This window comes from Xanthomonas sp. NCPPB 1826 (assembly GCF_056725285.1).
This window is the reverse complement of sequence record NZ_CM161521.1, coordinates 1-24,339: the sequence shown is the minus strand read 5'-3', so window position 1 is coordinate 24,339 and position 24,339 is coordinate 1. Positions and strand designations below refer to the sequence as shown.

Below are 24,339 nucleotides of genomic sequence, written 5' to 3'. Positions count from 1 at the left end.
GCTGCTCCGTTGCGGGGCGTCTTATCTCTTTGTCGGAGTGCTTCATGCGCGTAGCCGTCCTGTCCGTTGCCCTGTCGCTGGCGTTGTTCGCCTCACCCGGTTGGGCGCAGAAAGCCAGTCCCGCCGCCGCCCAGGCCACTGCGGACGATCCGGAAGCCAACGAAGCCGCCGTCTCCAAGGTGCCGCTGGACGAGATCCGCCGCTTCGTGGCGGTGTACAACGCGGTCAAGCAGGCCTACGTCGACCCGGTCGAGGACAAGAAGCTGATGCACGCCGCGGTGCGCGGCCTGCTCTCGGATCTGGACCCGCACAGCACCTATTTCGACAAGGAAGATGCCGAAGCCTTCGACGAGCAGGCCACCGGCGCCTACGACGGCATCGGCGTGGAATTGCTGCAGCAGCAGGACAACACGCTCAAGGTGATCGCGCCGATCGACGACACCCCGGCCGCACGCGCCGGCATCCGCGCCGGCGACGTCATCGTGGCCATCGACGGCAAGCCGATCGACGCCAGCAAGGCGATGGAGCCGTTGCGCGGCGAATCCGGCAGCAAGGTCGTGCTGACCATCGTGCGCGACAAGGCGCCCAAGCCATTCGATGTGACCCTGCAGCGCGAGACCATCCGCGTGGCCAGCGTGCGCAGCAAGCTGCTGGAGCCGGGCTATGGCTATATCCGCATCAGCACCTTCCAGGCCGACACCGGTGCCGACTTCCAGAAGAACCTCAAGCAGCTGCAGGCCGGCGGCAAGTTGCGCGGCCTGGTGCTGGACCTGCGCAGCAATCCGGGTGGGCTGCTGACCTCGGCGGTGCAGGTGGCCGACGACCTGCTCGACAAGGGCAATATCGTCAGCACGCGCGGGCGCATCTCCATCAGCGATGCCAAGTTCGATGCCACCCCGGGTGATCTGCTCGGCGGCGCACCGGTGGTGGTGCTGGTGGACGCCGGCTCGGCCAGTGCCTCGGAAGTGCTGGCCGGCGCGCTGCGCGACAACCAGCGCGCGCGCATCATCGGCAGCCGCACCTTCGGCAAGGGCTCGGTGCAGACCGTGCTGCCGCTGGACAACGGCGACTCGGTCAAGCTGACCACCGCGCGCTATTACACCCCCAGCGGCAAGTCGATCCAGGCCAGCGGCATCGTGCCGGAAGTGCTGCTCACCCCGGAACCGCAACCGGGCGATGCCGACGTGCCGGCCAGCCTGGCCGACTTCAGCGAAGCCACGCTGCCGGGCCATCTGCGCGGCGATGCCGAAGGCGAGGAGGGCTACAGCGCCGGCGACGTGCTGCCGGGCGATGGCCCGATCGCCTCCGCGCTGGCCGAGCTCAAGCAGCCCGGCTCGGCGGCCAAGGCGCAAGCCGCGCTCAAGGCCAAAGCACAGGCAGCGCAGAAGGCCAAGGCCGCCAAGACCGCGGCCGAGCCCAAGCCGGCGGCCGCGCGTCCGGCCGCGACCGACAAGCCCAAGCCTGCCGACAAGCCGAGCGAACCGGCTGAAAAAGCCAAGCCCGCGCCGCCAGCCGCACCAGCGGCGCCGGCGCCGGCCGAACCGGTCAAGTAATCCGGCCACAGCGCAGCGGGTCAATCAGCCCCGCTGCGCGTTCGGCCCGATCGCTACGCGTCGGCACTGCGACGCCACCTGCACGCATCCCTGGATCACCGGCCACCACAGCGCCGGCGGGTTTGGACCCCGAAGCGTTTGTAGGAGCGACCCCGGTCGCGACAAGCCTCGCCAGTTGCACACTCACCACCGCGTCAACCACGCGCTATCGCGCAATCGCCAAGACCTCGGGATTGACCAGGTTGCGCGGCGCACCGGCGGCAAACGCCAGCACATTGTCGAACGCTGCTTCGAAGTACAGCGCATAGCTGTCGCTTTCCACGTAGCCCAGATGCGGCGTCGCCAGCACGCGCGGATGCTGCAGCAGCGGGTCGCGCGGATCCAGCACCGGCTCGCGTTCGAATACATCCACCGCCGCCTGTGCCGGCCGGCCCGCATCCAGCGCGGCCAGCAAGGCGCCGGGCGCGATCAGCTCGGCGCGGCTGGTGTTGACCAGCAACGCATCCGGACGCATCCAGGCCAGATCCTGCGCGTTGATCTGGTGGCGGGTCTGCGCGGTCAGGCGCCGATGCAGCGACAGCACATCGCTGCGTTCGAACAGGTCCTGCCGGCTGGCGGCGATGTCGAAGCCATCGCGCGCGGCCTGTGCGCACGAGGCCTCGCCGCCCCACACCAGCACCTGCATGCCGAACGCACGCCCGAAGCCGGCCACGCGCTGGCCGATCCGCCCGTAACTCCAGATGCCCAACGTGCGCCCATGCAACGCGCGCCCCAGACCGGGATCGCCCAGCGCCTGCCAGCGGCCCTGGTGCAGCGCGCGCTGGTACTCGCCCAGGCGCCGGCTGGCCGACAGGATCAAGGCCCAGGTCAGTTCGGCCGGCGCCACCGGCGAGCCGACGCCTTCGGCCACCGCCACCCCGAACTCGGTGCACGCGGCCACATCCACATGCGCACCGATCCGGCCGGTCTGGCTGATCAACTTGAGTCGCGGCAGTCGCCGCAACAGCGTGGCGTCCACGCGGGTGCGTTCGCGGATCAGCACCAGCGCATCGGCTTCGACCAGCCGCTCGGCCCATTCATTGGGGTCGGTGGCCAGCGCGCCCAGCACCTGCACATCGTGGCCGTGCAGGCGCTGCAGGCAGGGCAGGTGACGCACGGCGCCCTGGTAATCGTCGGGCACCAGGATGCGCATCAGCGCGGCTTGGTCGGCAACGGGAACGGTGTGACCACCTTGTCGCCGGTGGTGGCATCGCGGATCACCGACTGGCCCTTCTTCTCGACTTCCTCGATGCGCACGATGCTCTGCATCGGCAGGTGCAGCGTCTTGGTGTTGCCGAACTCTTCGCGCAGGCGCTCTTCGGTGGGGTCGACCACCAGCCCGTCGTGCACGTCGAACACCAGCTCGCCGATCTGGTTGAAGCCCCACAGATGGCTGCCGGTGACCTGGCGGGCGTAGAGCTCGTAGACCTTGCCGTGGTTGAGGAAGGTGACTTTGTACAGAGGCTTGGACATGCGGCGATTATAGGCGCGCCACCGCGCAGCGACGCAGCGCGCGGCCGGCGCAACACGGCGCCCCGGTGCGCCTTGCACGATTGCCGCCGCGCTAGAACCCGTGGCGCTTGCGCAGCCGCCGCGCGATCGCCGCGCGCACATACAGCCCGTAGACGATGCCGAACACGAACCCGGCGATATGTGCCGACCACGCCACCATGCCGAAGGCCGGGCCGATATAGGCGAACACCACCTGCAGCAGCGCCCAGGCGCCGATCAGCAACGGCGCCGGCACCCGGATGAATTCCAGAAACAGCCCCAGCGGCAGCACCACGCCCAGCTTGGCGCCGGGAAACAGTGCCAGATAGGTGCCGATCAACGCCGACACCGCGCCCGAGGCGCCGATGATCACCCGGTCCGGGGTGCCGATCGCGAAGATCGCCGCCAGATTAGAGGCCGCGCCGCCGACCAGGAACAGCAACAGCAGGCGCCACGGCCCGAGAATGCGCTCGGCCGGCAGCCCGAAGATCAGCAGGAACACCAGGTTGCCGAGCAGGTGCGACCAGTCCGCATGCAGGAACAACGCGGTGAACAGCCGCAGCACGCTGCCGTCGCGCAGCGTCGCCCACCAGTCGCCCAGGTTGGACACGCCGCTGGACAGCGCGCCCCAGTCCAGCCACAGCGTATTGCGTGCCTCGCCGGGCCGGCTGATCGACCACAGATAGGCCAGCCACACGGTTGCGAACAGCAACGGCACTGCCCAGCGCGGGGTGGGTTTCTTGCGGGAGGGGAGAGAGACGAACATCGGAGTGGCACTCTAGCGGGTTCACGCTCCTGAACCCATCCCTAACCTGTCCAGCCGATCAAAACATGCTTCGTTATTGTTCGGTTAATTGTGGTGGGTATACTGCGTACGGCGTCGTATGTCGGGGGGGGGTCTCCGGCGCGCTCCAGCAGCCACTTGGCGCTGGGCGCGGGCGCTGTACCGACCACTGCAGTCTTTATCCGGAGAGCACCACCTTATGTCTACCGCTTCCACTCTCAGCCGCGCCACCCTGTTGGCCGTCGGCATTGCCGGCGTACTGGCCGTTGGCCAGGCCCACGGCGCCGCCTTCCAGCTGAAGGAAAACAGCGCCAAGGGTCTTGGCCGCGCCTTCGCAGGTTCGGGCAGCGCCCCTGACGATGCCTCGATCATCGCCAACAACCCGGCCGGCATGCGCCAGCTGGACGGTCGCCTGTTCCAGGCCGACGTCAGCGCCATCAGCTTCTCGGCCAAGTTCCAGCCCGACACCGCCACCTACGCCAACGGCGCCCCGGTCTCCGGCGGTAATGGCGGCGACGCCGGCATGATCGCGCCGGTCCCGGCGATTTACTTCCACGTGCCGTTCGGCGAGAACGACAACATGCACCTGGGTACCTCGCTGACCGTGCCGTTCGGCTTCAAGACCGAATATGACCGCGACTGGGTCGGCCGTTACCACGGCACCAAGACCGAGCTGCAGGCGATCGACTTTAATGTCGCGTTCTCCTATGACGTGAACCCGTACGTGTCCTTCGGTGCGTCGGTGTTCGCCGAGCGTCTGGATATCGATCTGGCCAATGCGGTCGACTTCGGCAGCGTGCTGGCCGCGCGCCGCGTGCCGGGCTTCGCACCGGGCAGCGCCGATGGCTACTCGCGCATCAAGGGCGACAGCACCGAAGTGGGCTTCACCCTCGGCGGCCTGTTCAGCATCGACGAGAACACCCACATCGGTTTCAGCTACCGTTCGCAAGTGGATCACAAGATCACCGATGGCGATGCCGACTTCACCGTGCCGGGTCCGGCTGCGGCAGTCCTGGGTGTTGCCGCTCCGGGCACCTTCGTCGACACCAAGGGCCGCGCCACCGTCAGGCTGCCGGCCAGCGCCACCGCCAGCTTCACCCACAACGTGAACGAGCAGTGGTCGATCATGGCCGACGTCACCCGCACCGCCTGGAGCAAGTTCGACCAGGTGACCGTGGACTTCGCCTCCAACCAGCCCGACAGCGTGCTGGACTTCTCCTACCGCGACACCACCTTCGCCTCGATCGGTGCCGACTACCGCATGAGCGAGACGCTGACCCTGCGTGGCGGCCTGGCGTACGACCAGACCCCGACCACCGCCGAGCACCGCGACGTGCGCGTGCCGGATGCGAGCCGCAAGTGGGTCTCGCTGGGTCTGAGCTGGCGTCCGTCGCAGCAGGCCGAATACAACTTCGGTTACACCCACCTGTTCACCAGCGACCCGACCAGCGACACCCGCAGTGCCACCGGCGACCGTCTGGCGGGCAGCTACAAGGTGAAGGGCGACGTGCTGGCCGCTTCGGTCAACTACAAGTTCTGATCGTCGTAGCACCACGCATGTAACGAAAAACCCCGCTACGGCGGGGTTTTTCTTTGCTGCCTTGCGCGCGCTGCCACGCACGTTGCAGGCCGGCGGCTGATTGCGGCTGCGCAAGTTCACCCAGCGCCATCGCAGTGGCGTACTGGTTGGCGTGGCGAGCGCGTGGTGCATGCTGCGGCGCTGTCTTCTGGGCGCCGCAGCGTTGAAGCATGCAGCGGCGATGCCTGGGCGGAACGCGCCGATCCAGGCCGCATACCCCGCATACGCGCTGTGCAGGCGGTAGCGCAGATTGCTATGGTCGTGCGCATGAGCCAACCCGACTTTATCCAGATCACCGACAACGCCGTCTCGCGCGAGGATTGCGCCGCCATCGTGCAACGCATGCGCGACAGCCAGCAGCTGCATCCCGGCCGTATCGGTGGCGGCGTGTTTCCCGAACTCAAACACAGCCGCGACCTGCGCATCAGCGGCGTGGCCGAATGGGCGGCGGTGGAGAACCGCCTGCAGCACGCCGTGTTTGAAGGCGTGCTGACCTATCTGCGGCACTATCCACAAGCCCTGATTTCACCGCTGATGCTGCAGGTCACCACCGCCGACGGCAGCCCGCACCGGCTGGTGGCCGAGGACATCGCGCAGATGAGCGACCAGGCGCTGGGCGACCTGGCCCGTACCTGCCTGCGCCCGGGCGCGATCAACCTGCAGTGGTACACCGCCGACCAGGGCGGCTATCCCTACTGGCATTGCGAGCTGTATCCACGCGATGCCAGTGCCGACACGCTGCACCGGCATCTGCTGTGGACGCTGTACCTCAACGACGAGTTCGAACAGGGCGAGACCGAATTCCTGTTCCAGCAGCGCAAGGCCCGCCCGCGCACCGGCAGCCTGCTGATCGCCCCCACCGCCTTCACCCACACCCACCGCGGCAACCGCCCGGTCGGCGGCGACAAGTTCATCGCCACCAGCTGGATCCTGTTCCAGTCGGCGAGTGCCTTGTACGGCGGGGATTCGTGATTGGGGATTGGGGATTGGTAAGGGCGGGTCACTGCAGTGCGTCGGCTGTTACGAATCCCCAATCCCAAATCCCCAATCCCCGCCGCTAGAACAGACTGCCTTGCGGCGACTGCGGCACCGGCTTGGCCGGCGGAGCGGGGCGGCGGAACTTGGTCGTGTCCAATGCCGGCATGTCGCGTGCGTCGAAACCGCTGCGGCGGTGGGCCAGGGCGAAGCGGCGTGCCAGCAATTCCGCGTAGACGCCCTGGCCGCGCAGGCGCGTGCCGAAGGTACTGTCGTAATCCTTGCCGCCGCGCAGTTGCTGGATCGTGCTCATCACGTGCCCGGCGCGTTGCGGGTGATGGGTCTGCAACCAGTCGCGGAACAGTGGCGCCACTTCGTGCGGCAGCCGCAGCAACACGTAGCCGGCACTGTGCGCGCCGGCAGCGGACGCAGCCTGCAGAATCGCTTCCAGCTCATGGTCGTTGATCCACGGGATCACCGGCGCGGCCATCACCCCGACCGGCACGCCAGCCTCGTGCAGCGCCCGCATCGCGCGTAGGCGGGCGTGCGGTGCGGACGCGCGCGGTTCCAGCCTGGCCGACAGATGCGGGTCCAGCGTGGTCACCGAAAAATGCACGTTGACCAGGCCCTCGCGTGCCAGCGGTGCGAGCAGATCCAGATCGCGCGTGACCAACGCATTCTTGGTGATCAGCGTGAACGGGTGCCGGGTTTCCCACAGCACCTCGATCAGGCGCCGCGTCAGTGCGCGTTTGCGCTCGATCGGCTGGTAGGCATCGGTGTTGATGCCCAGTGCGATCGGGCTGGGCACATAGCCCGGGCGCGACAGTTCGCGGCGCAACAGCTCCGGCGCGTTGGTCTTGGCGAACAGCTTGGTCTCGAAATCCAGCCCGGGCGACAGATTAAGATAGGCATGCGAGGGCCGCGCAAAGCAGTAGCTGCAACCATGCTCGCACCCACGATACGGATTGACCGATTGCGAAAAGCCGATGTCCGGCGATTGATTGCGGCTGATGATGCTGCGCGCGGTTTCCTCGGTGACCTGGGTACGCAACGCCGGCGCGGCGAACTCCTCGCCGTCGTCGGCGTACCAGCCATCGTCCACCGGTTGTTGGGTGGTGGTTTCGAAGCGTCCGGGCAGATGGCCGGTCGCACCACGGCCCTTGATCGCAGTTGCCATCGCGTCATCGTACGGCCGGCGGGTCTCAATCGATGCGACCAGGGGCGCGCCGCGATGAAGCTTTCAGACCCGGCGCGGCGATCGTGTTGGCCGCATGGTCATCGCGGCGGTGCGTGCGCCCCGTAGAATCCGCGCATGCTCGCATCCGTACAGGGCGCGTGGGATCGGCTGGCCACCATTCCCCACCTCGAAGCGCTTCTCCTCGCCGCCTACGTGCTGTACCTGCTGTGGATCGCCAGCTGGATCGTGCTGCAGAAGCGCGAGCCCGTGGCCACGCTCAGCTGGGTGCTGTCGCTGGCGGCGCTGCCGTACCTGGGCCTGCTGATCTATTACTGGCTCGGCCCGCAGAAGGTCAAACGCCAGCGACTGCGGCGCGGCCGTTCGCGCTCGGGCATGGAGAGCTACAGCAGCGTCTGCCCGCCGGATGCGGACTGCACCGAGCTGGCCAAGATCGCCCAGTCCACTACCGGACTGGCCCCCAGCAGCGCCACCGAGGTGCACTGGCTGGTCGATGGCGCGGCCACCTATGCGGCCATCATCGAGGCCATCCGCGGTGCGCGCGACCATATCCATCTGCAGTACTACATCTTCCAGCCCGACCACAGCGGCACCGCGATCTGCGATGCGCTGATGGAGCGCGCACGCGCCGGGGTCAAGGTGCGCCTGCTGATGGATGCGGTGGGTTCGTCGGCGATGACCCGGCGCAGCTTGCGCACGCTGCGCGCGGCCGGGGTGGAGACCGCCTGGTTTCATCCATCCCAGCTGCTCAAGCCGTTCAAGCGGCCGTGGTTGAACCTGCGCACCCACCGCAAAGTGGTCGTGGTCGACGGCAGGATCGGCTTCACCGGCGGCATCAACGTCACCGACGAAGAGAACGAGCAGGTCCGCAGCGATGCCTACCGCGACCTGCACATGCGCCTGCAGGGCCACGTGGTGCGCAGCCTGCAGCTGGTGTTCCTGGAAGACTGGCTGTACGCCACCGGGCAGGGCCGCGCTGCCTTCCACGGTCAGCAACTATGGCCCGAAGACGTGCCGAGCCGTGCGCAGGGCGATGTCGACGCGCAGGTGCTGGTCTCCGGGCCGGATTCATCGTGGGAGTCGATCCACCGGCTGATGGTCGCTGCGATTCACGAAGCCCGGCATCGGGTCTGGTTGGTCACGCCGTATTTCGTCCCCGGCGAGGCTGCGCGCATGGCGCTGACCTCGGCCGCACTGGGGGGCCTGGACGTGCGCCTGCTGGTACCGCGCGTCAGCGACTCGCGCCTGGTCACCTACGCGGCGCGTTCGTATTTCGACGAGCTGCTCGAGGCCGGGGTGCGCATCTACGAATACGGCCCGCGCATGCTGCACACCAAGGCGTTGCTGGCCGACGATGAGGTCTGCATCGTCGGCAGCGCCAATTTCGACAGCCGTAGCTTTCGCCTGAATTTCGAGTTGTCGATGCTGTTCCGCGACCAGGCGGTGGCCGCCGAGCTGGCCGGCTTGATCGACGCCGACCTGCAGCAGGCGCAGGAAGTGCGCTTCGTCCGCCACCGGCCGCTGTGGCGCTCGCGGCTGCCCGAAGCCTGCGCAAGGCTGCTGTCGCCGCTGCTCTGAGCCGCATCGCCGCGCCCACGTGGAACCATGCCTGGCGCGGCGCTACACTGCCGCCACTGATCGGGGAGCTCGTCATGCACTGGCTGTTTCTGCTTATGGCATTGGGTGCGCTGGTGCTGGCCTTCAGCACGCCGCACGTGTGGTTGCTGGTGGCCTCGCTGCTGGTGGCACTGCTGTTGCTGTTGCTGTGGACGCGCGGCTGGTTCGCCTCACGCATGGGCGATACCCAGCGCGACACCAGCAGCCTGATCGACCCGGCCGAGCTGCGCCGCCTGCGCGAGATTGCCGAAGCCCGCAAGGCGGCCGCCCTCAACGCCACGCGCGACGGCGAGCCGCAGGCCTGAGACCGACGCAGTGACCACCCAGCTCAGCGTCAACGTCAACAAGATCGCGGTGTTGCGCAACTCGCGCGGCGGCCACGATCCGGATGTGGTGCAGGCCGCACGCACCTGCATTGCCGCCGGTGCGCACGGCATCACCGTGCACCCGCGCCCGGACCAGCGGCATATCCGCGCCGACGATGTGCTGGCGCTGAGCGCGCTGACACGCGAGCACGGCGTCGAATTCAATATCGAAGGCAACCCGTTCGCACCGCCGCGCGACGGTTATCCGGGCCTGCTGGACTTATGTCGTGCCACCCGCCCCGAACAGGTCACCCTGGTACCGGATGGCGATGGACAGCTGACGTCCGACCACGGATTCGATTTTGCCCAGGACACCACCCAACTGGCCACGCTGATCGCCTCGTTCAAGGCAATCGGTGCTCGCGTCAGTCTGTTTGTCGATGCCGACAATCCCGCTATCGCGCAGGCGGCAACACTCGGTGCAGACCGCATCGAGTTATACACCGGCCCGTATGCGCAGGCGCATCTGAGCGGCCAGCCGGATGCTGCATTCAAGCTGTTTTCCGACGCAGCGCAACGCGCCGCGGCAGCAGGTCTGGGCATCAATGCCGGCCACGATTTGTCGCAGGCCAATCTCGGTGATTTTCTGAGCGCTGTCCCCGGCGTACTCGAAGTCTCGATCGGTCATGCATTGATCAGCGAAGCCTTGTATCAGGGCCTGGACACAACGGTGCGCGCCTATCTGGACATACTGCGCGGCGCATCGATCAGCGCTTGAGATAATCAAGTCGATTATGTGGATGCGTTGCTTGGTTACCGGATATTGAATCGGGGCAGGGTTTCTGCCCCGATGCAATCGTTATCGATGATTTCCGGCTGACTTACCAGGCTGGTTAATCACCCATTTACTGCACAAAACTGATGCGATCCAACTGCGCATTCTTGGCTGCAGCCAGCACCTTGGCCATCACCGCGTATTCGGCATCCGCACTGGCGGCGATGCGCAGCTCTGGCTGATTGCCGGCTGCCTGGCGCATCTGTTCGATCAACCTGGGCTGCAATTGCTGCAGCATTATCGGGCTGGCATTCCAGAACACTTGCCCGCTGGCGTCCACACGTAATGCGATCGGTGCAGGCGGGTCCATTCGTGACTGGGCCTGCTCGCTGCGCTGTGGCAGGTCCACCGTGATTGGCCGCGCCAGCATCGGAGCGGTGACGATGAAGATGATTAACAACACCAACATGACATCCACCAGCGGCGTGACATTGATCTCCGCCAGCGGTCCCCGATTGCCTGCCGTACTGAAAGCCATAACTGCCTCCTATGCGATGAGCGTGGGTGCTGCACGCTCGAGCATACACCTGGTCCGCAGCGAGGGAAGGGCAGGGCAGACGCCTCTGGTGGGCCGAGCTCCGAAGCGTGCCGTTGCGACTTGCCGCTGCAAGTCCGGCGGTTTGCTTGCGCGGACGACCTGAGGGTCGCTGCATGCATCACTCGCCCGGTGCCCGGGAAACGGATACCAACGTCCTGGCAAACAGCCGGCCGCATCCGTGCGTGTCGAACATAGCGGCAGCAAGCACCCGATTGATCGAGCATAAAAAAACGCCACCGTTTCCGGTGGCGTTGCAGTCGCGTCATGACTGTTGTGTTGCGGTCTTGCGATGTTTTACTGCATGAATCCTATTTTCTTCATCTGCGAGTTTTTCGCCGCAGCAAGGACCTTGGCCATCACTTCGTACTCCGCATCTTCATTGGCGTCGATGCGCAGTTCCGGCTGATTGGTCGGATCGGCCTGCACCACTTCTTCCATCTTCTGCTGCAACTGCGCGACCGGGGTCGGGCTGTTGTTCCAGAACACCTGGTTGCTGGCGTCGATCCGCAACTCGATCGGCGGCGGCGGTTCGGTCGTCTGCGGTGGCGGGTTGAGCACCCGCTGCGGCAGATCCACGGCGATCGGGTAAGTCATGATCGGCGCGGTCACGATGAAGATGATCAGCAGCACCAACATCACGTCCACCAGGGGCGTGACATTGATGTCGGCCATTGGGCCGCGGTTTCCACCGGTACTGAATGCCATGGCTTACTGCCCCTTCTCTTTGGTTGCGACGAAGCCGACGTCCAACATGCCCTGACCCTGCGCGATCTTGGTGATCTCGTTGATCGTACGCATCTTGGTCGTGCGGTCGCCACGCAAATTGAGCGGCGGCTGCGGTGTCTGCTGTGCGGCGGTGGACAGGCGCGATTCCAGGGCTTCCTTGGAAATCGGCTCGTCATTCCAGTACAGCGACCCGTCTTCCTTGACGGCCAGGGTGATCGGCGCGGCGCGTTTCTCCGCATCTTCCTTCTGGATCAGGTTGGCCTCTGGCAGCTCCACCTTGACCTTATGGGACATCAGCGGTGCCGTAATGATGAAGATGATCAGCAGCACCAACATCACGTCCACGAGGGGCGTCACATTGATGTCGGCCATCGGGCCACCGCTGTTTCCACTACTGAAGGCCATAACGGGCTCCGTCTAAATCGTTGCGAAGTCGTTCTTTACTACGGATTAGCGAACGCGCGAACCAGTGGCGAAGAAGTCGTGCAGGTCGTGGGCAAAGGTGTCGAACTTGGCGATCACCGAGCTGTTGACCTTGGAGAAGAAGTTGAACGCGAACACGGCCGGGATTGCGACGAACAGACCGATCGCGGTCATGATCAGCGCTTCACCCACCGGGCCGGCAACGGCGTCGATGGAGGCCGAACCGGTTGCACCGATCTTGATCAGCGCACCGTAGATGCCCCACACCGTACCGAGCAGACCGACAAACGGCGCGGTCGCACCGACGGTGGCCAGCAGGGTCATGCCCGACTGCAGCTTGGTGCTTTCGCGGGTCACGGCCTGACGCAGGGCGCGATCGACGAATTCCGAACGGCTCAGGCTCTCGCCCAGGCCACCGGTGCTGCCTTCGGCGCGCTGGTGGTGAGCAGCAGCCTGCGCTGCGTCCAGTGCGATCTTGGAGAACGGCTCGGAAGCCGGCTGCTCTTCCATGGCGCGGATGGCGTCCTGTGCATTCGGGGCATCCCAGAACGCGGTGGTGACGCGGTCAGCCGCGCTCTTCAGACGGGTGGCACGGAAGATGTTGATGACGGTCCAGTACCAGGAGGCAGCGGACATGGCGATCAGGGTGATCAGAACGACCCAGGACACGGCGAAATCGCCGGGGCTGGACGTCATTTCAGTGATCAAGTGCTCGAAGCCCATCTGCGACAGGGCGGCCGACGGATTGGAGCCCCCTGCAGCGGCGGCGATAAAGAATTCCTGCAGCATGACGCTTACCTTTGTTGTGTGTGGTGATGAAGGGTGGAGCGAAAGGAAGACAGGATCCTGGGCCGACCGTGGCCGGCCCGTGGGATCAGTTCAGAGCAAAGTTGACCGGGACGCGGACACGTCCGGCGGCTTTCTGCCCGTTGACAGTGGAGGCGTTGAACTTCCACTTGCGTGCTGCGTCCATCGCGGCACGGTCAAGGTCGCGGTTGCGGCTGGACTTTTCGACCGACACATTGGTCACGTTGCCGCTTGCATCCACATCCACGATCAGGATGACCTCACCTTGGACACCGGCACGGAATGCAGCCGGCGGGTACTTCGGTGGGTTCATGTTCTTGGACGAGATATCGACACTGGCGCCGATGTCACTCGGCGGTTGCGGCGGAGCCGGCGGGCTCGGCGGCGTGACGATATCGCTGGGACGCGGTTCGGGAACATCGACAACCGGAGCTTCCGGCGGCGGCGGAACCGGTGACGGCTTCGGCGGCGACAGATTCTTGACCGGCGGTGGCGGCTTGTCTTCCGGCGGCGGCGGCGGCGGCGGCGGCGGGGGAGGAGGCGGTGCATCCACCAAGGTGACCATGGTGGTGCGCTCCTTCTCTGCCGGAGCCTTCGGCGCCACTGCAGGGATCAGCAACATCATCAGTGCAGTGAGGTGCAAGGCAATTACGAAAGCAATGCCGATAATGCGGGCCCAGCTCAGACCCTGGTTCCCGGCATCATAGTCATGCCTGTGGATAACGAGTTGTTCCGTCATGCGCCAATGGCTCTTTCAGTGGGGGCCCCGGATCACTGTGATGATCCCCAGGTTTTCGGACGGCTTTGACACCGCAGGAACCCCCAAGCTTATACCAATCCCGAGTCCTGTAACCACTAAAAACACAGGGATTTCGGGGGTTTATTTTCTTTTTTACTTCAGATTGATGATCTTCTTGGCGTCATCAGGTTTTTTGACACCCTTGGCGATTGCCTGCTGCGCGGCCTGCTTGGCCTCCGGGATGCGACCTTCCGAATGCAGCACCTTGGCCAGATTCAGATAGGTCTCGCCGTCCTTGGAAAGCGGTGCGGCTTTTTGCCAATTCTCGATCGCCTTGGGCACGTCTTCGCTGTAGTAATACGACTGTGCGAGCGCAAGGTATGTCTGATAATCGGGTTTAAGGATGCCTTTTTGCATACCTTCATTGATGACCGCGATGACGTCCTTTTCCTTGTTCTCGGTGTTGGCGTAGATGGAATACAACTGCTTGTACTCCTTTTCTTCGGTCAACTGCCCGGCAGCGCGCAGCTTGTCCATCACTGCGGCGGCCTTGTCCATCTGGTCGGCCTGCATATACATGCTGGCCAGGTTGAGCTGGGCTTTCTTGTCGTTCGGCGTCTTGGCGGCGAGCGCTTCGGCAGCAGCCACCGCTTCACCGGTCTGGCCGGCTTCGGCGTAGGACGCCATCAACAACTGGTTCCAGGTGTCCTTCGGCTCGGGCGAGGCGGCGATGGCCTGCTTCAGCACCGGAATGGCTTCCTTGTAGCGCTCGGCCTGGTACAGCGCCTGGCCCTTGAGGATCAGGTCTTCCGGACGCTGCGACTTGCTCTCTTCCAGATACTTGTCCAGCGTGGCCAGGCCTTCGGCCTGCTGGTCGTCCTGCATCTGCAACTGCGCCAACATCAGCATCGACTGGAACTGGCCGTTGTTGTCCAGCGCATTCAGGCCGATCGCCTGCTGCAGGTACTTCTTGGCAGCGGCGGTGTCGTCCATGTTGTACGCCGCCTGGGCGGCCAGCTGCGAGGCCAGTGCCTTGTCTGCTTCATTGGCCGAGCTGTTGGCGAGGATCTCGTCGGCCTGGGTGCGCACGGCCGGGAAGTCTTCGCCCTTGTTGAAGGTTTCGATCAGCTTCTGCAGCTTGCTGCCCAGCTTGGACGAAGGCTTGATCGTCGGCGCGGCGCGGGTGGACTGCGGATACAACTCTTCGGCTTTGCCGCTGTTCTTGGATTTGCGGCTGGCGCGCTCGGACGAACGATCCGACTGCGCAACAGCATCGGTGACGACAGCCCCGCCCAGGGACGCGGCGATGAACAGGGACAACAGGGCTTGCTTGCGGTTGAGCAGTTTCATGTTTCACCTCGGACGAGCCGCCGTCGGGCGGTACGAAAAGCGGAATAAACGCTGTACGAAAAATCTGAGCCGGCAAACTTAGCAGAAAGTCTCAGTTCCCGAAAACGGTTTCCATGCTGTGTTGCGACATTCGGTACGTAAGCGCTGCGAAATCAGCCGCAACGCGGCACGCGCCCGTCCTGTCGCGCCTGCTGGTAAACCGGTTCAAGTTGGTTGACGTCTGCCTGCAGTTCGCGGATGCGATTGGCGGGGTCGGGGTGGGTGGACAGCCACTGCGGCTGGCGATTGCCGCTGGCGGCCATCATGTTCTGCCACAGCGTGACTGCCTGGGCAGGGTCGAAGCCGGCCTGGGCCATCAGGCGCTGGCCGACCACATCGGCCTCGCTCTCCTGGGTACGCGAGCCGGGCAGCAGGAACACGGTCTGGGCAGTCATCCCGCCGACCTGGTTGACCGCACTGGCGGCGCCGTCGCCGTAGGCCGCACCAGCTAGCGCGCCAATGATGCCCAGTCCTGTCTGCGCGCCGAGCTGGCGGGTGATGCGCTCTTCGTGATGGCGGGAGATCACGTGCCCGATTTCGTGCCCGAGCACGGCAGCCAGCTGATCCTGCGTCTTGGCGACAGTGAAGATGCCGGTGTTCACGCCGACCTTGCCACCGGGCAGCGCAAATGCGTTGGCTTCGTTATCGACAAACAGCGCGGTTTCCCAGCGGGTTTCGCGCCACTGCGGCGGCAGCTGCGCCACCAGCGCATTGACCACGCACTGCACATAGGCGTTCTGCTTGCCGTCGGTGCTGACTTTTTCCTTGGCCTTGGTCTGCGCGAACGATTCGGCGCCAAGCTTGTCGAGCTGGTCCTGCGTGACGCCTCCCACCACCTGTCGGCGGCCGGTCGGCGAGGTTGTGGTGGCACATGCCGTCAGTGCAAAGACGGCGACAACGATCAACAGCCTAGCTTTCATTCAATCCCCCTTGAACCCTGGGGGCATTTTGGCAGGCTCGTCTTAACTTTTCGTCAAACGGCTCAGCCGATGCCAAAAAAGTACAGCGCCGCCAGGGCGGTGGCGTTGTTGACGCCGTGCGCCACGATCGGTGCCCACAGCGTGCCGGTGCGCCAGTACAGCCATGCAAACGCCGCGCCCATGCCGCCGTAGACCAGCCACAGTTGCGCGATGGCGGCCGGTCCGTTGCCGCTGACGCCGGGCACTTCATGCACCAGCGCAAAGATCGCGCTGCTCAGCGCGATGCCCAGCCAGGGCCGGCCGGCGGCGAGCAGGCGGCCGAACAAGACGCGTCGGAACAGCAGTTCTTCGTACGCCGGGGCGATCGCCACGGCAAACACCACCAGCGCCAGCGGCCATTGTTTGATGGCTTCTTCCATCAGCGGCAGATTGGTCGGCACCGGTTTGATGCCCAGCGCGGACGCCGCCACGCTGACCAGATTGCTGAGCAGGAACACGCCAACCGCGATCAGCGCGGTCCAGCCCCAGGTGGAGGCACGCCTTGCAGCGGCGCGCGAGGCCCGGTGTTCGTCTGCCGTCGCACGCCGGCGCCAGTAATACAGCAGCAGCGCCGGCGAGGCGGTGCTGACCAACGCGGTGAGCAATTGCACCAGCACGCCGGGCTGGCCGATGGTGGCCATGATCTCGCTTGAGGACAGCGTCAGGCCCTGCGCCTTGGCGGCCTGCACGGCACTGACGCCGCGGAATACGCCCCAGAGCGCGAACCCGGCCACGCTCAGCGACAGCAGCAGGCCGGTGGCGATCAGCACATCGATGCCGAAGCCGAGCAATGGCGGCAACAGCGGGGCGGTGCCGGCGGCCGGCGTCGGTACCGGCCGCGGGGAAGGATCTGCGCTCATCGTCGTCCTGAAAAAACCGCAGGCGTCGGCGCAGCGCCAGAGCGATGCGCCGACGGGCGACGGTGGCTCAGATGTCCAGGTTGGACACCTTCAGCGCGTTGTCCTCGATGAAGTCGCGGCGTGGCTCGACCACATCGCCCATCAAGGTGCTGAAGATCTGATCGGCGGCCACGGCATCTTCGATCCGCACCTGCAACAGGCGACGCGTGTCCGGATTGACCGTGGTTTCCCACAGCTGTTCGGCGTTCATTTCGCCCAGGCCCTTGAAGCGCTGTACCTGGCGGCCGCGCTTGGCCTCTTCCAGCAGCCAGGCATGCGCCTGGGCGAAGCTGGTAATCGGGTGGGTCTTGTTGCCGCGCACGATCTGCGCGCCTTCGCGCACCAGGTCGTGCAGGGCCAGCGAGACCTCGCGCAGCGGACGCAGCTCGCCGCTTTCGAACGCGCCCATCGGCAGCACCTGGGTGAATTCCTCGCCCATGTGCCTACGCACCGCCACCAGCGACGCCGAGGCGCCATCGGTAGCCGGGTCGAAACGCAGCTGGTAGCGCGCCGTGCCCAGGGTGCCGCGGTTGAGCACCGCCTGCAGCGCATCCAGGGTGGGATGCACCTCGCCTTCGGCCTGCAACTTGTCCACATCCAGCGGCGGCAGGTCGATCAGCGCGGTGAGCAGCGCCGGGTCGTAACGGTGTGCGTTGCGCGCGATCGCCTCGTTGGCGCTGGTGAACAGCATCAACAGCTTTTCCAGCGCCTCGCCGGTGATCGGCGGCTCGTCGGTGGCGGGGATCAGCGCCGCGCCTTCAACCGCGTTGCTGGCCAGGTAGGCATTGAGCGCCGCGTCGTCCTTCAGATACAGCTCGCTCTTGCCCTGCTTGAGCTTGTACAGCGGCGGCAGGCCAATGTAGATGTAACCGCGCTCGATCAGCTCCGGCATCTGCCGGTAGAAGAAGGTCAGCAGCAGGGTCCGGATGTGCGAGCCGTCGACGTCGGCGTCGGTCATCAGGATGATACGGTGGTAACGCAGCTTGTCCGGGTTGTACTCGTCGCGGCCGATGCCGGTGCCGAGCGCGGTGATCAGCGTGCCGACCTGGTCGGAGGCCAGCATGCGGTCAAAACGCGCGCGTTCGACGTTGAGGATCTTGCCGCGCAGCGGCAGCACCGCCTGGTTCTTGCGGTTGCGGCCCTGCTTGGCCGAGCCGCCTGCCGAGTCACCCTCGACGATGAACAGTTCGGACAGCGCCGGGTCCTTTTCCTGGCAGTCGGCCAGCTTGCCGGGCAGGCCGGCGATGTCCAGCGCGCCCTTGCGGCGGGTCAGGTCGCGCGCCTTGCGGGCGGCTTCGCGCGCACGGGCGGCGTCGACGATCTTGCCGGTGATGGCCTTGGCTTCGTTCGGATTCTCCTGCAGGAACTCCTGCAGGCGCGCACCGAAGGCGTTTTCCACCGCCGGACGCACATCCGAGCTGACCAGCTTTTCCTTGGTCTGCGAGGAAAAGCTGGGGTCGGGCACCTTGACCGAGAGCACCGCGATCATGCCCTCGCGCATGTCGTCGCCGGTCAGCGCGACCTTGGCCTGCTTGGCGATACCGTTCTGCTCGATGTAGGTACTCAGCACACGCGTCAGCGCTGCGCGGAAGCCGGCCAGGTGGGTGCCGCCATCCTTCTGCGGGATGTTGTTGGTGAAGCAGTACATGGTTTCCTGGTAGGCGTCGGTCCATTGCAGGGCCACGTCCACCACGATGCCATTGTGCTCGCCGGTCACCGAGATCACGTTCGGGTGCAGCGGCGACTTGAGCTGCGCCAGATGCTCGACGAAGCTGCGGATGCCGCCCTCGTAGTGGAAATCGTCGCGGCGGCCGTCGCCGCGCTCGTCGACCAGGGTGATCTTGACGCCCGAATTGAGGAACGACAGCTCGCGCAGGCGGCGCGCCAGGATGTCGTAATGGAACTCGACGTCGCTGAAGATCGCCACGGACGGCTTGAAGCGCAGCGTGGTACCGCGCTTGGTCGAGGCTTCCAGCTGCTTGAGCGGGTACTGCGGCTCGCCCAGCGCGTATTCCTGCTGGTAGTGGAAGCCGTCGCGCCAGATGTCCAGCCACAGGTGCTCGGACAGCGCATTGACCACCGACACGCCCACGCCGTGCAGGCCGCCGGATACCTTGTAGCTGTTGTCGTCGAACTTGCCGCCGGCATGCAGCACGGTGAGGATCACCTCCGCCGCCGAGACGCCTTCTTCCTTGTGGATGTCGACCGGCACGCCACGGCCGTTGTCGGACACCGCAACCGAGCCATCGACCAGGATCTTGACCACGATGTCGTCGGCATGGCCGGCCAGGGCTTCGTCGACCGAGTTGTCGACAACCTCGAACACCATGTGATGCAGGCCGGTGCCGTCATGGACATCGCCGATGTACATGCCGGGGCGCTTGCGGACGGCTTCCAGGCCACGCAGCACGGTGATCTTGCTGGAGTCGTAGGTGCCGTTGGGGGTGGGCGAGGTGTTTTGTTCGTCGGTCATGCGTGTGCCGTTAGCTCCACAACACGGGCGCAGGCGGCAGGAGCCGCATCGCACCGTGGGAAAAGGGGGATAGCCCGTAAATTATACCAGTCGGCCCACCTGCGCCGCCGACGGTTACGCGGAGGGCGTCAGCACGGCCACATTGCCGTGTTCCACGTGGAACCGGTGCAGCAGTTTGCCGGATTCGGCCAGACCGGGTGGCATTTCGGTTGCGGTGATCAGCACCTGCGCCGGTGCGGACGCCAGGCGCTGCAGCACGCGGGCCTGGTGGTGGCGGTCCAGCTCCGAGCCCAGGTCGTCCAGGGCAATCACCGGCCATTCGCCACGCTCATGGGCGAAGTCTTCGGCCTGTGCCAGCAGGCAGGCGAGGGCGGTGAGCTTTGCCTGGCCGCGGGAGAGCGCATCCTTGCCCGGCAGTGCATCAAAGGCTGGTGCCCAATCCGCCCGGTGCGGCCCTTGCGAGGTGTAGCCGTTCTGACGATCACGCTCGCGTGCCAATAGCAGCGCATCGGCAAGTGACACTTCATGGCGCTTCCAGCCCGGTGCGAACGTCAGCGCGGACAGCCCGAGCGACGGGGCGATCGCCGTGGCGACCGGAATCAGTCGCTCCTGCAGGCGCTCCAGGTAGCGAAGACGGCGCGATGTCAGCGTTTCGCCGGACTCGGCGAGTTCGTGATCCCAGGCATCGAGCATGCGCGGTTGTGCGCCCTGCTTGAGCAAGGCATTACGCTGTTTGAGCGCCCGCGCGTAGCGCCGCCACAGCGCCAGGAAGTCAGGTTCCACGTGGAACAGCCCCCAATCGAGGAAGCGCCGCCGCGGCTCACCGCCGCCACTAATCAACACATGGCTGCCGGGCTCGAAGGTCACGACAGCCAGCGCGGCACACAAGGCGCCCAGCTGGGCGACATCTTCGCCATCCAGCCGGCCGGTCCATTCCTGGCCGCTGTGGCGCAGGCCCGCCCGCCGCGTGCGTTCCCCGGTCGCGGCGGTTCCTTCGCGCCATCCCACGAAGACTTCCAGATCGCTGGCGCCTTGCTGGATCAGCCCGTCGCGTACACGGCCACGAAAGCTGCGGCCGTAGGCCATCAGATGCAACGCTTCCAGCACGCTGGTCTTGCCCGCGCCGTTATCGCCGGTCAGCAGGTTCAAGGAGCTGGCGGGGTGGAGGTCGACGGTCTCGAAACGACGAAGTCGATGGATGGACAACCGCACTACGTGCATCGATCGGTCTGCTCTGCGCTGTGATCCGGCATCCCGGTCGGAGCGGAGGATACGTGATCGATGCGGATCCTGCCCGTACAGACGTGAAGCGACCCAAGGGACAGGCAGGGGACAACCTGTGGATAAAAAGCAGGCCCGAGCAACCGCTTCCGCTTATCCACAGGTTTTAGACCCCTCTACACGGGTCTAAACACAGGGTTTCGAGGCCTAAAAGTAATTTAAAAACAAACACATAGGGTAGTTTCCGGCGAAATCTGGCCCTACCATCACCACCAAGCTCTTAAATTATTTATAGATTTAAAAGCAAAGCTCGATGTGCATAACTCAAAAACCGGCTTGAGAACACGCAAGTTCAGACGTAGCTGTACGTCTCGGTTCGGAGTGAAGCACTCCGCACTTGATGAACCGGTTCAGACTGATTTTTGTTCGAATGACTTCGTTTGACGACAAAGCCACAGCGCATGACTACCGAATCTCACTGAGGCTGCGACAAAGCCAGCTTTTCCAGAAGTCGGCGGGTGACACGAGGAGAAGCCCGTTGTTCCACGTGCACGCCGTGAACCTGCCAACAGGGTCTTCGTAACTCAACAGGTCCCGGGTGGGTTGTTTACTTGCGCGGAGCGCACCGATTTCACGTGGCACTGTCCCAGGGCGAGACAGCTCACTGATCTTTGGGATGCCTTCAACCACAGATTGGCCAAGCATCCATGCCGGCGACAGCAGCGCACCAGGCTCATGCCAATTTTTTGATATCGCTCTTCTTCGAACTCACGCCCGTCAATCCAAGCAAACGAACCAATGCGCTTGTCCGGTCGTTGAAGTCTGACTACCCGGGAGTGGCGTCCATCGAACCGTCCCTGGCTTGGTGATAGTGCGACGTTGCCACTCCGAGGATCATGCCCGAAGGCAGGGCAGCTCCGGCTAATGCACCAGAGCAGCTTGGTACCTAACCAGCGCAAAGCGGATGCCCAAAGACACTAAAGCCTCCAAAAGCCTTACACCGCAATGACTTCAGCACTCTCAATCTTGAAAACGAAAAAGCCCGGCTTTCGCCGGGCTCTTCGTGTTCCACGTGGAACGCGGCGTCACAGACGCAGCGGCATCACCACATGGCGCGACTTCTCGCTGCTGGCCTCGCGCACCAGTGCCGACGAGTTCGCATCGCGCAGCTGAATGACCACGTGCTCATCGCGGAGTGCAGACAGCGCGTCGAGCAGATAGTTGACGTTGAAGCCGATGGCTAGATCGTCGACCTTAGTGTCGGCTTCGATTTCTTCCTGCGCTTCTTCCTGCTCCGGGTTGTGCGCGCTGATCTTCAGCTGACCAGGCGACACTTCCACTCGCACGCCGCGGTACTTCTCGTTCGACAGGATCGCCGCACGCTGCAGCGATGCACGCAGTGCCTCACGGTCCACCTTGACCTCGCGATCGGCGCCGATCGGAATCACCGCCTCGTAATCCGGGAAGCGGCCGTCGATCAGCTTGGAGGTGAAGGTCACATCGCCACGCTTGACGCGGATATGGCTACGACCGACTTCCAGCTCCACTTCGCGATCTGCCGCTTCCAGCAGACGCAGCAACTCGGTCACGCCCTTGCGTGGCACGATGATCTGGCGCTTGGCACCGCCGGATTTCTCCAGCTCGGTCTCGCATAGCGCCAGACGGTGGCCGTCGGTGGCCACGCAACGCAGCAAGCCCTCGCGCAGGTCGAACAGCAAGCCGTTGAGGTAGTAGCGCACGTCCTGCTGGGCCATGGCGAACGCAGTGCGCTCGATCAGCTCCTTCAACGCTGCCTCCGGCACCGCAACGCGCTCGGTGGCTTCGACTTCGTCCACCGACGGGAAATCGTTCGCAGGCAGCGTGGCCAGGGTGAAGCGGCTACGCCCGGCCTGCACCGTGACCTTGTCGCCGGTCTGCGAGATGGTGACGCGGCTGCCGTCGGGCAGGGCACGCAGGATGTCGAACAACTTGCGCGCCGGAATCGTGGTTTCGCCGTCCTGCGCGTCTTCCACCATCGTGCGCGAGATCATTTCCACTTCCAGGTCGGTACCGGTCAAGGAGACCTGTCCGTCCTTGACCTGCACCAGCAGATTGGCCAGAACCGGCAGGGTTTGACGGCGTTCGACCACATTGACCACCTGGGCCAATGGTTTGAGGAAGGCTTCGCGCTGCAGTGTAAAACGCATGTGGTTCCGTGCCCCTATGCTTTAAAAGATAATGGAATAAATCAAAAGCTTGGTGGTGATGGTAGGGCCGTTTTCAGCGGATAACCACCATAACTGTTTGTTTCCAAAGACAAATTAGCGCCTGAAAGTCGTTGGACTAGTGCCCCTGGTCTGGCGGTAAAACCTGTGGATAGTTTTCAGCCTGACCTGCGAGGCAACGTTATCCACAGATTCTCCCGCATTTGACCCCAACGTTTCCACGCTTTTCTCCAAGCGGGCGGTGAAGACCGTTGCCGGCTTACTCGCTGAGCTTGCGAATCAGCTTTTCCCAGTCCTCGCGCAGCTTGCCGTCGGCCTCCATCAGCGTGCGGATCTGCCGGCAGGCATGCAGCACGGTCGTGTGGTCGCGGCCGGCGAAGGCGTCGCCGATCTCCGGCAGGCTGTGTTCTGTGAGTTCCTTGGCCAGCGCCATCGCCACCTGGCGCGGACGCGCCAGCGAGCGGGTGCGTCGCTTGGAGAGCAGGTCCTTCATCTGCAGGCCGTAGTAGTCCGCCACGGTCTTCTGGATGTTGGGGATGCCGATCGCCTGCTGCTGGGCGCGCAATAGGTCGCGCAGCGTCTCCTGGGCAAATTCCACCGTAATCGAGCGGCCGGTGAAATTGGCGCGTGCCACCAGCGTGTTGAGCGCGCCTTCCAGGTCGCGCACGTTGGAGCGCATCTTCTTGGCAATCAAAAATGCCACATCGTCCGGAATCTCGGCGCCGCGCTCGCGCGCCTTGGCCAGCACGATCGCCGCGCGGGTCTCGAAATCGGGCGGGTCGATCGCCACCGACAGGCCCCAGGCCAGGCGCGACTTCAGCCGCGGCTCCAGGCCTTCGACCTCACGCGGATAGCGGTCGCAGGTCAGGATGATCTGCTGGCGGCCATCGAACAGCGCGTTGAAGGTGTGGAAGAACTCCTCCTGCGTGCGGTCCTTGCCGGCGAAGAACTGGATGTCGTCGATCAGCAGCGCATCGATCTGCTGGAACTGGCGCTTGAACTGGTCCATCGCCTTGTCCTGCAGCGCCCGGATCATCGCGCTGAAGAACTGTTCCGAGCGCAGATACATCACCTTGGCGGCCGGATTGGCCTGGCGCAGCGCGTTGCCGGCGGCAAACATCAGGTGGGTCTTGCCCAGGCCGGTGCTGCCGTACAACAGCAGCGGGTTGTGGGCGCGGTCGCCCGGCTTCTGCGCGGCCTGGATCGCGGCGGCCAGACCAAGCTGGTTGCTGCGACCCTCGACGAAGTTGGCGAAGGTGTAGTGCGAATCCAGATTGCCGGCGAACGGCACGATCGGCGCGGCAACCGGCGCGCTGGGCGTGGCCATCGGTGCCGGCTGCGGTTCCGGCGCACGCGGGCGGGAGCCGACCGCCAGCGCCACTTCGCCGTTGCCGACGAAATACGCCACCAGTTCGCGGATGCGCGGCAGGTAGCGCTCGCGGACCTGGTCGACGATGAAGGCGTTCGGCGCATACAGCACGATGCTGTCGCCGCGGTCTTCGGCTTGCAGGGGTTTCAACCAGGTGTGGACGTCCTCGGGCGGGAATTCGGCTTCGAGACGTTCCAGACAGCGGGGCCAAGCATCCAT

At 64.7% G+C, this 24,339-nt stretch carries 22 protein-coding genes; 6 read left to right on the top strand and 16 right to left on the bottom strand.

The window, feature by feature from the left end:
• Positions 1–44 precede the first annotated feature (44 nt).
• Complete coding sequence (locus AC1PLA_RS00110) at positions 45–1,553, top strand: S41 family peptidase (RefSeq protein WP_104571526.1); 1,509 nt, start codon at positions 45–47, stop codon at positions 1,551–1,553.
• Between the two features lie 205 nt (positions 1,554–1,758).
• Here the strand turns inward: AC1PLA_RS00110 and AC1PLA_RS00105 are convergent, their stop codons facing one another.
• The 3 genes from AC1PLA_RS00105 to AC1PLA_RS00095 form a co-directional block, all read right to left on the bottom strand.
• A complete protein-coding gene (locus AC1PLA_RS00105) occupies positions 1,759–2,745 on the bottom strand; it encodes a D-2-hydroxyacid dehydrogenase family protein (RefSeq protein ID WP_481105312.1) in 987 nt (328 codons plus the stop codon).
• Positions 2,745–3,065 (bottom strand): DUF1820 family protein, encoded by a 321-nt coding sequence (locus tag AC1PLA_RS00100; RefSeq protein ID WP_016901574.1) that lies wholly within the window; start codon positions 3,063–3,065, stop codon positions 2,745–2,747. Before AC1PLA_RS00100 ends, AC1PLA_RS00105 begins: the two co-directional genes overlap by 1 nt.
• A gap of 91 nt (positions 3,066–3,156) precedes the next feature.
• Positions 3,157–3,849: a rhomboid family intramembrane serine protease gene (locus AC1PLA_RS00095; RefSeq protein ID WP_053054201.1), complete on the bottom strand. Its 693-nt coding sequence runs from the start codon at positions 3,847–3,849 to the stop codon at positions 3,157–3,159.
• Positions 3,850–4,066: 217 nt separating this feature from the next.
• Between AC1PLA_RS00095 and AC1PLA_RS00090 the strand changes: the two genes are divergently transcribed.
• Positions 4,067–5,407 carry an outer membrane protein transport protein gene (locus AC1PLA_RS00090; protein ID WP_481105311.1) on the top strand — a complete coding sequence of 447 codons (1,341 nt, stop codon included), beginning with the start codon at positions 4,067–4,069 and terminating at the stop codon, positions 5,405–5,407.
• 306 nt (positions 5,408–5,713) lie between these two features.
• A complete protein-coding gene (locus AC1PLA_RS00085) occupies positions 5,714–6,418 on the top strand; it encodes a 2OG-Fe(II) oxygenase (RefSeq protein ID WP_481105310.1) in 705 nt (234 codons plus the stop codon).
• An 85-nt stretch (positions 6,419–6,503) separates the two neighbouring features.
• Here the strand turns inward: AC1PLA_RS00085 and AC1PLA_RS00080 are convergent, their stop codons facing one another.
• Positions 6,504–7,598, bottom strand: a complete 1,095-nt coding sequence (locus AC1PLA_RS00080) for a PA0069 family radical SAM protein (protein ID WP_054592623.1) — start codon at positions 7,596–7,598, stop codon at positions 6,504–6,506.
• Positions 7,599–7,733: 135 nt separating this feature from the next.
• Between AC1PLA_RS00080 and cls the strand changes: the two genes are divergently transcribed.
• From cls to AC1PLA_RS00065, 3 genes are all read left to right on the top strand, one after another.
• Positions 7,734–9,194, top strand: coding sequence for a cardiolipin synthase (gene cls / locus AC1PLA_RS00075; RefSeq protein WP_102583006.1), 1,461 nt, complete (start codon positions 7,734–7,736; stop codon positions 9,192–9,194).
• A 74-nt stretch (positions 9,195–9,268) separates the two neighbouring features.
• Positions 9,269–9,538 (top strand): hypothetical protein, encoded by a 270-nt coding sequence (locus tag AC1PLA_RS00070; protein WP_024939143.1) that lies wholly within the window; start codon positions 9,269–9,271, stop codon positions 9,536–9,538.
• 10 nt (positions 9,539–9,548) lie between these two features.
• Positions 9,549–10,316, top strand: coding sequence for a pyridoxine 5'-phosphate synthase (locus AC1PLA_RS00065; protein ID WP_481105309.1), 768 nt, complete (start codon positions 9,549–9,551; stop codon positions 10,314–10,316).
• A 127-nt stretch (positions 10,317–10,443) separates the two neighbouring features.
• On the opposite strand, the gene AC1PLA_RS00060 is transcribed toward AC1PLA_RS00065, so the two are convergent.
• The 12 genes from AC1PLA_RS00060 to dnaA all read right to left on the bottom strand — a co-directional run bounded on the left by AC1PLA_RS00060 (position 10,444) and on the right by dnaA (position 24,339).
• Positions 10,444–10,851, bottom strand: a complete 408-nt coding sequence (locus AC1PLA_RS00060; protein ID WP_481105308.1) for an ExbD/TolR family protein — start codon at positions 10,849–10,851, stop codon at positions 10,444–10,446.
• 354 nt (positions 10,852–11,205) lie between these two features.
• On the bottom strand, positions 11,206–11,616 hold the full coding sequence (locus AC1PLA_RS00055) for an ExbD/TolR family protein (protein WP_011035269.1): 411 nt from the start codon (positions 11,614–11,616) through the stop codon (positions 11,206–11,208).
• 3 nt (positions 11,617–11,619) lie between these two features.
• On the bottom strand, positions 11,620–12,042 hold the full coding sequence (locus tag AC1PLA_RS00050; RefSeq protein ID WP_011035268.1) for an ExbD/TolR family protein: 423 nt from the start codon (positions 12,040–12,042) through the stop codon (positions 11,620–11,622).
• Between the two features lie 45 nt (positions 12,043–12,087).
• Entirely contained in the window at positions 12,088–12,849 is a 762-nt protein-coding gene (exbB, locus tag AC1PLA_RS00045) for a TonB-system energizer ExbB (RefSeq protein ID WP_005912445.1), read from the bottom strand.
• A gap of 85 nt (positions 12,850–12,934) precedes the next feature.
• Positions 12,935–13,606: an energy transducer TonB gene (locus AC1PLA_RS00040; RefSeq protein WP_039518127.1), complete on the bottom strand. Its 672-nt coding sequence runs from the start codon at positions 13,604–13,606 to the stop codon at positions 12,935–12,937.
• 153 nt (positions 13,607–13,759) lie between these two features.
• The gene (locus tag AC1PLA_RS00035) at positions 13,760–14,956 is read right to left on the bottom strand and encodes a tetratricopeptide repeat protein (RefSeq protein ID WP_016901837.1); all 1,197 of its coding nucleotides are present in this window, start codon (positions 14,954–14,956) and stop codon (positions 13,760–13,762) included.
• Between the two features lie 152 nt (positions 14,957–15,108).
• Positions 15,109–15,915, bottom strand: coding sequence for a M48 family metallopeptidase (locus tag AC1PLA_RS00030; protein ID WP_016901838.1), 807 nt, complete (start codon positions 15,913–15,915; stop codon positions 15,109–15,111).
• A 62-nt stretch (positions 15,916–15,977) separates the two neighbouring features.
• Complete coding sequence (locus AC1PLA_RS00025) at positions 15,978–16,814, bottom strand: CPBP family intramembrane glutamic endopeptidase (protein WP_016901839.1); 837 nt, start codon at positions 16,812–16,814, stop codon at positions 15,978–15,980.
• A gap of 67 nt (positions 16,815–16,881) precedes the next feature.
• Positions 16,882–19,326 carry a DNA topoisomerase (ATP-hydrolyzing) subunit B gene (gyrB, locus tag AC1PLA_RS00020; protein ID WP_024939147.1) on the bottom strand — a complete coding sequence of 815 codons (2,445 nt, stop codon included), beginning with the start codon at positions 19,324–19,326 and terminating at the stop codon, positions 16,882–16,884.
• Positions 19,327–19,440: 114 nt separating this feature from the next.
• Positions 19,441–20,547, bottom strand: a complete 1,107-nt coding sequence (gene recF / locus AC1PLA_RS00015; protein WP_065046900.1) for a DNA replication/repair protein RecF — start codon at positions 20,545–20,547, stop codon at positions 19,441–19,443.
• A gap of 1,085 nt (positions 20,548–21,632) precedes the next feature.
• On the bottom strand, positions 21,633–22,733 hold the full coding sequence (gene dnaN, locus AC1PLA_RS00010) for a DNA polymerase III subunit beta (RefSeq protein ID WP_016901842.1): 1,101 nt from the start codon (positions 22,731–22,733) through the stop codon (positions 21,633–21,635).
• Between the two features lie 277 nt (positions 22,734–23,010).
• Positions 23,011–24,339, bottom strand: a complete 1,329-nt coding sequence (gene dnaA / locus AC1PLA_RS00005; RefSeq protein WP_024939149.1) for a chromosomal replication initiator protein DnaA — start codon at positions 24,337–24,339, stop codon at positions 23,011–23,013.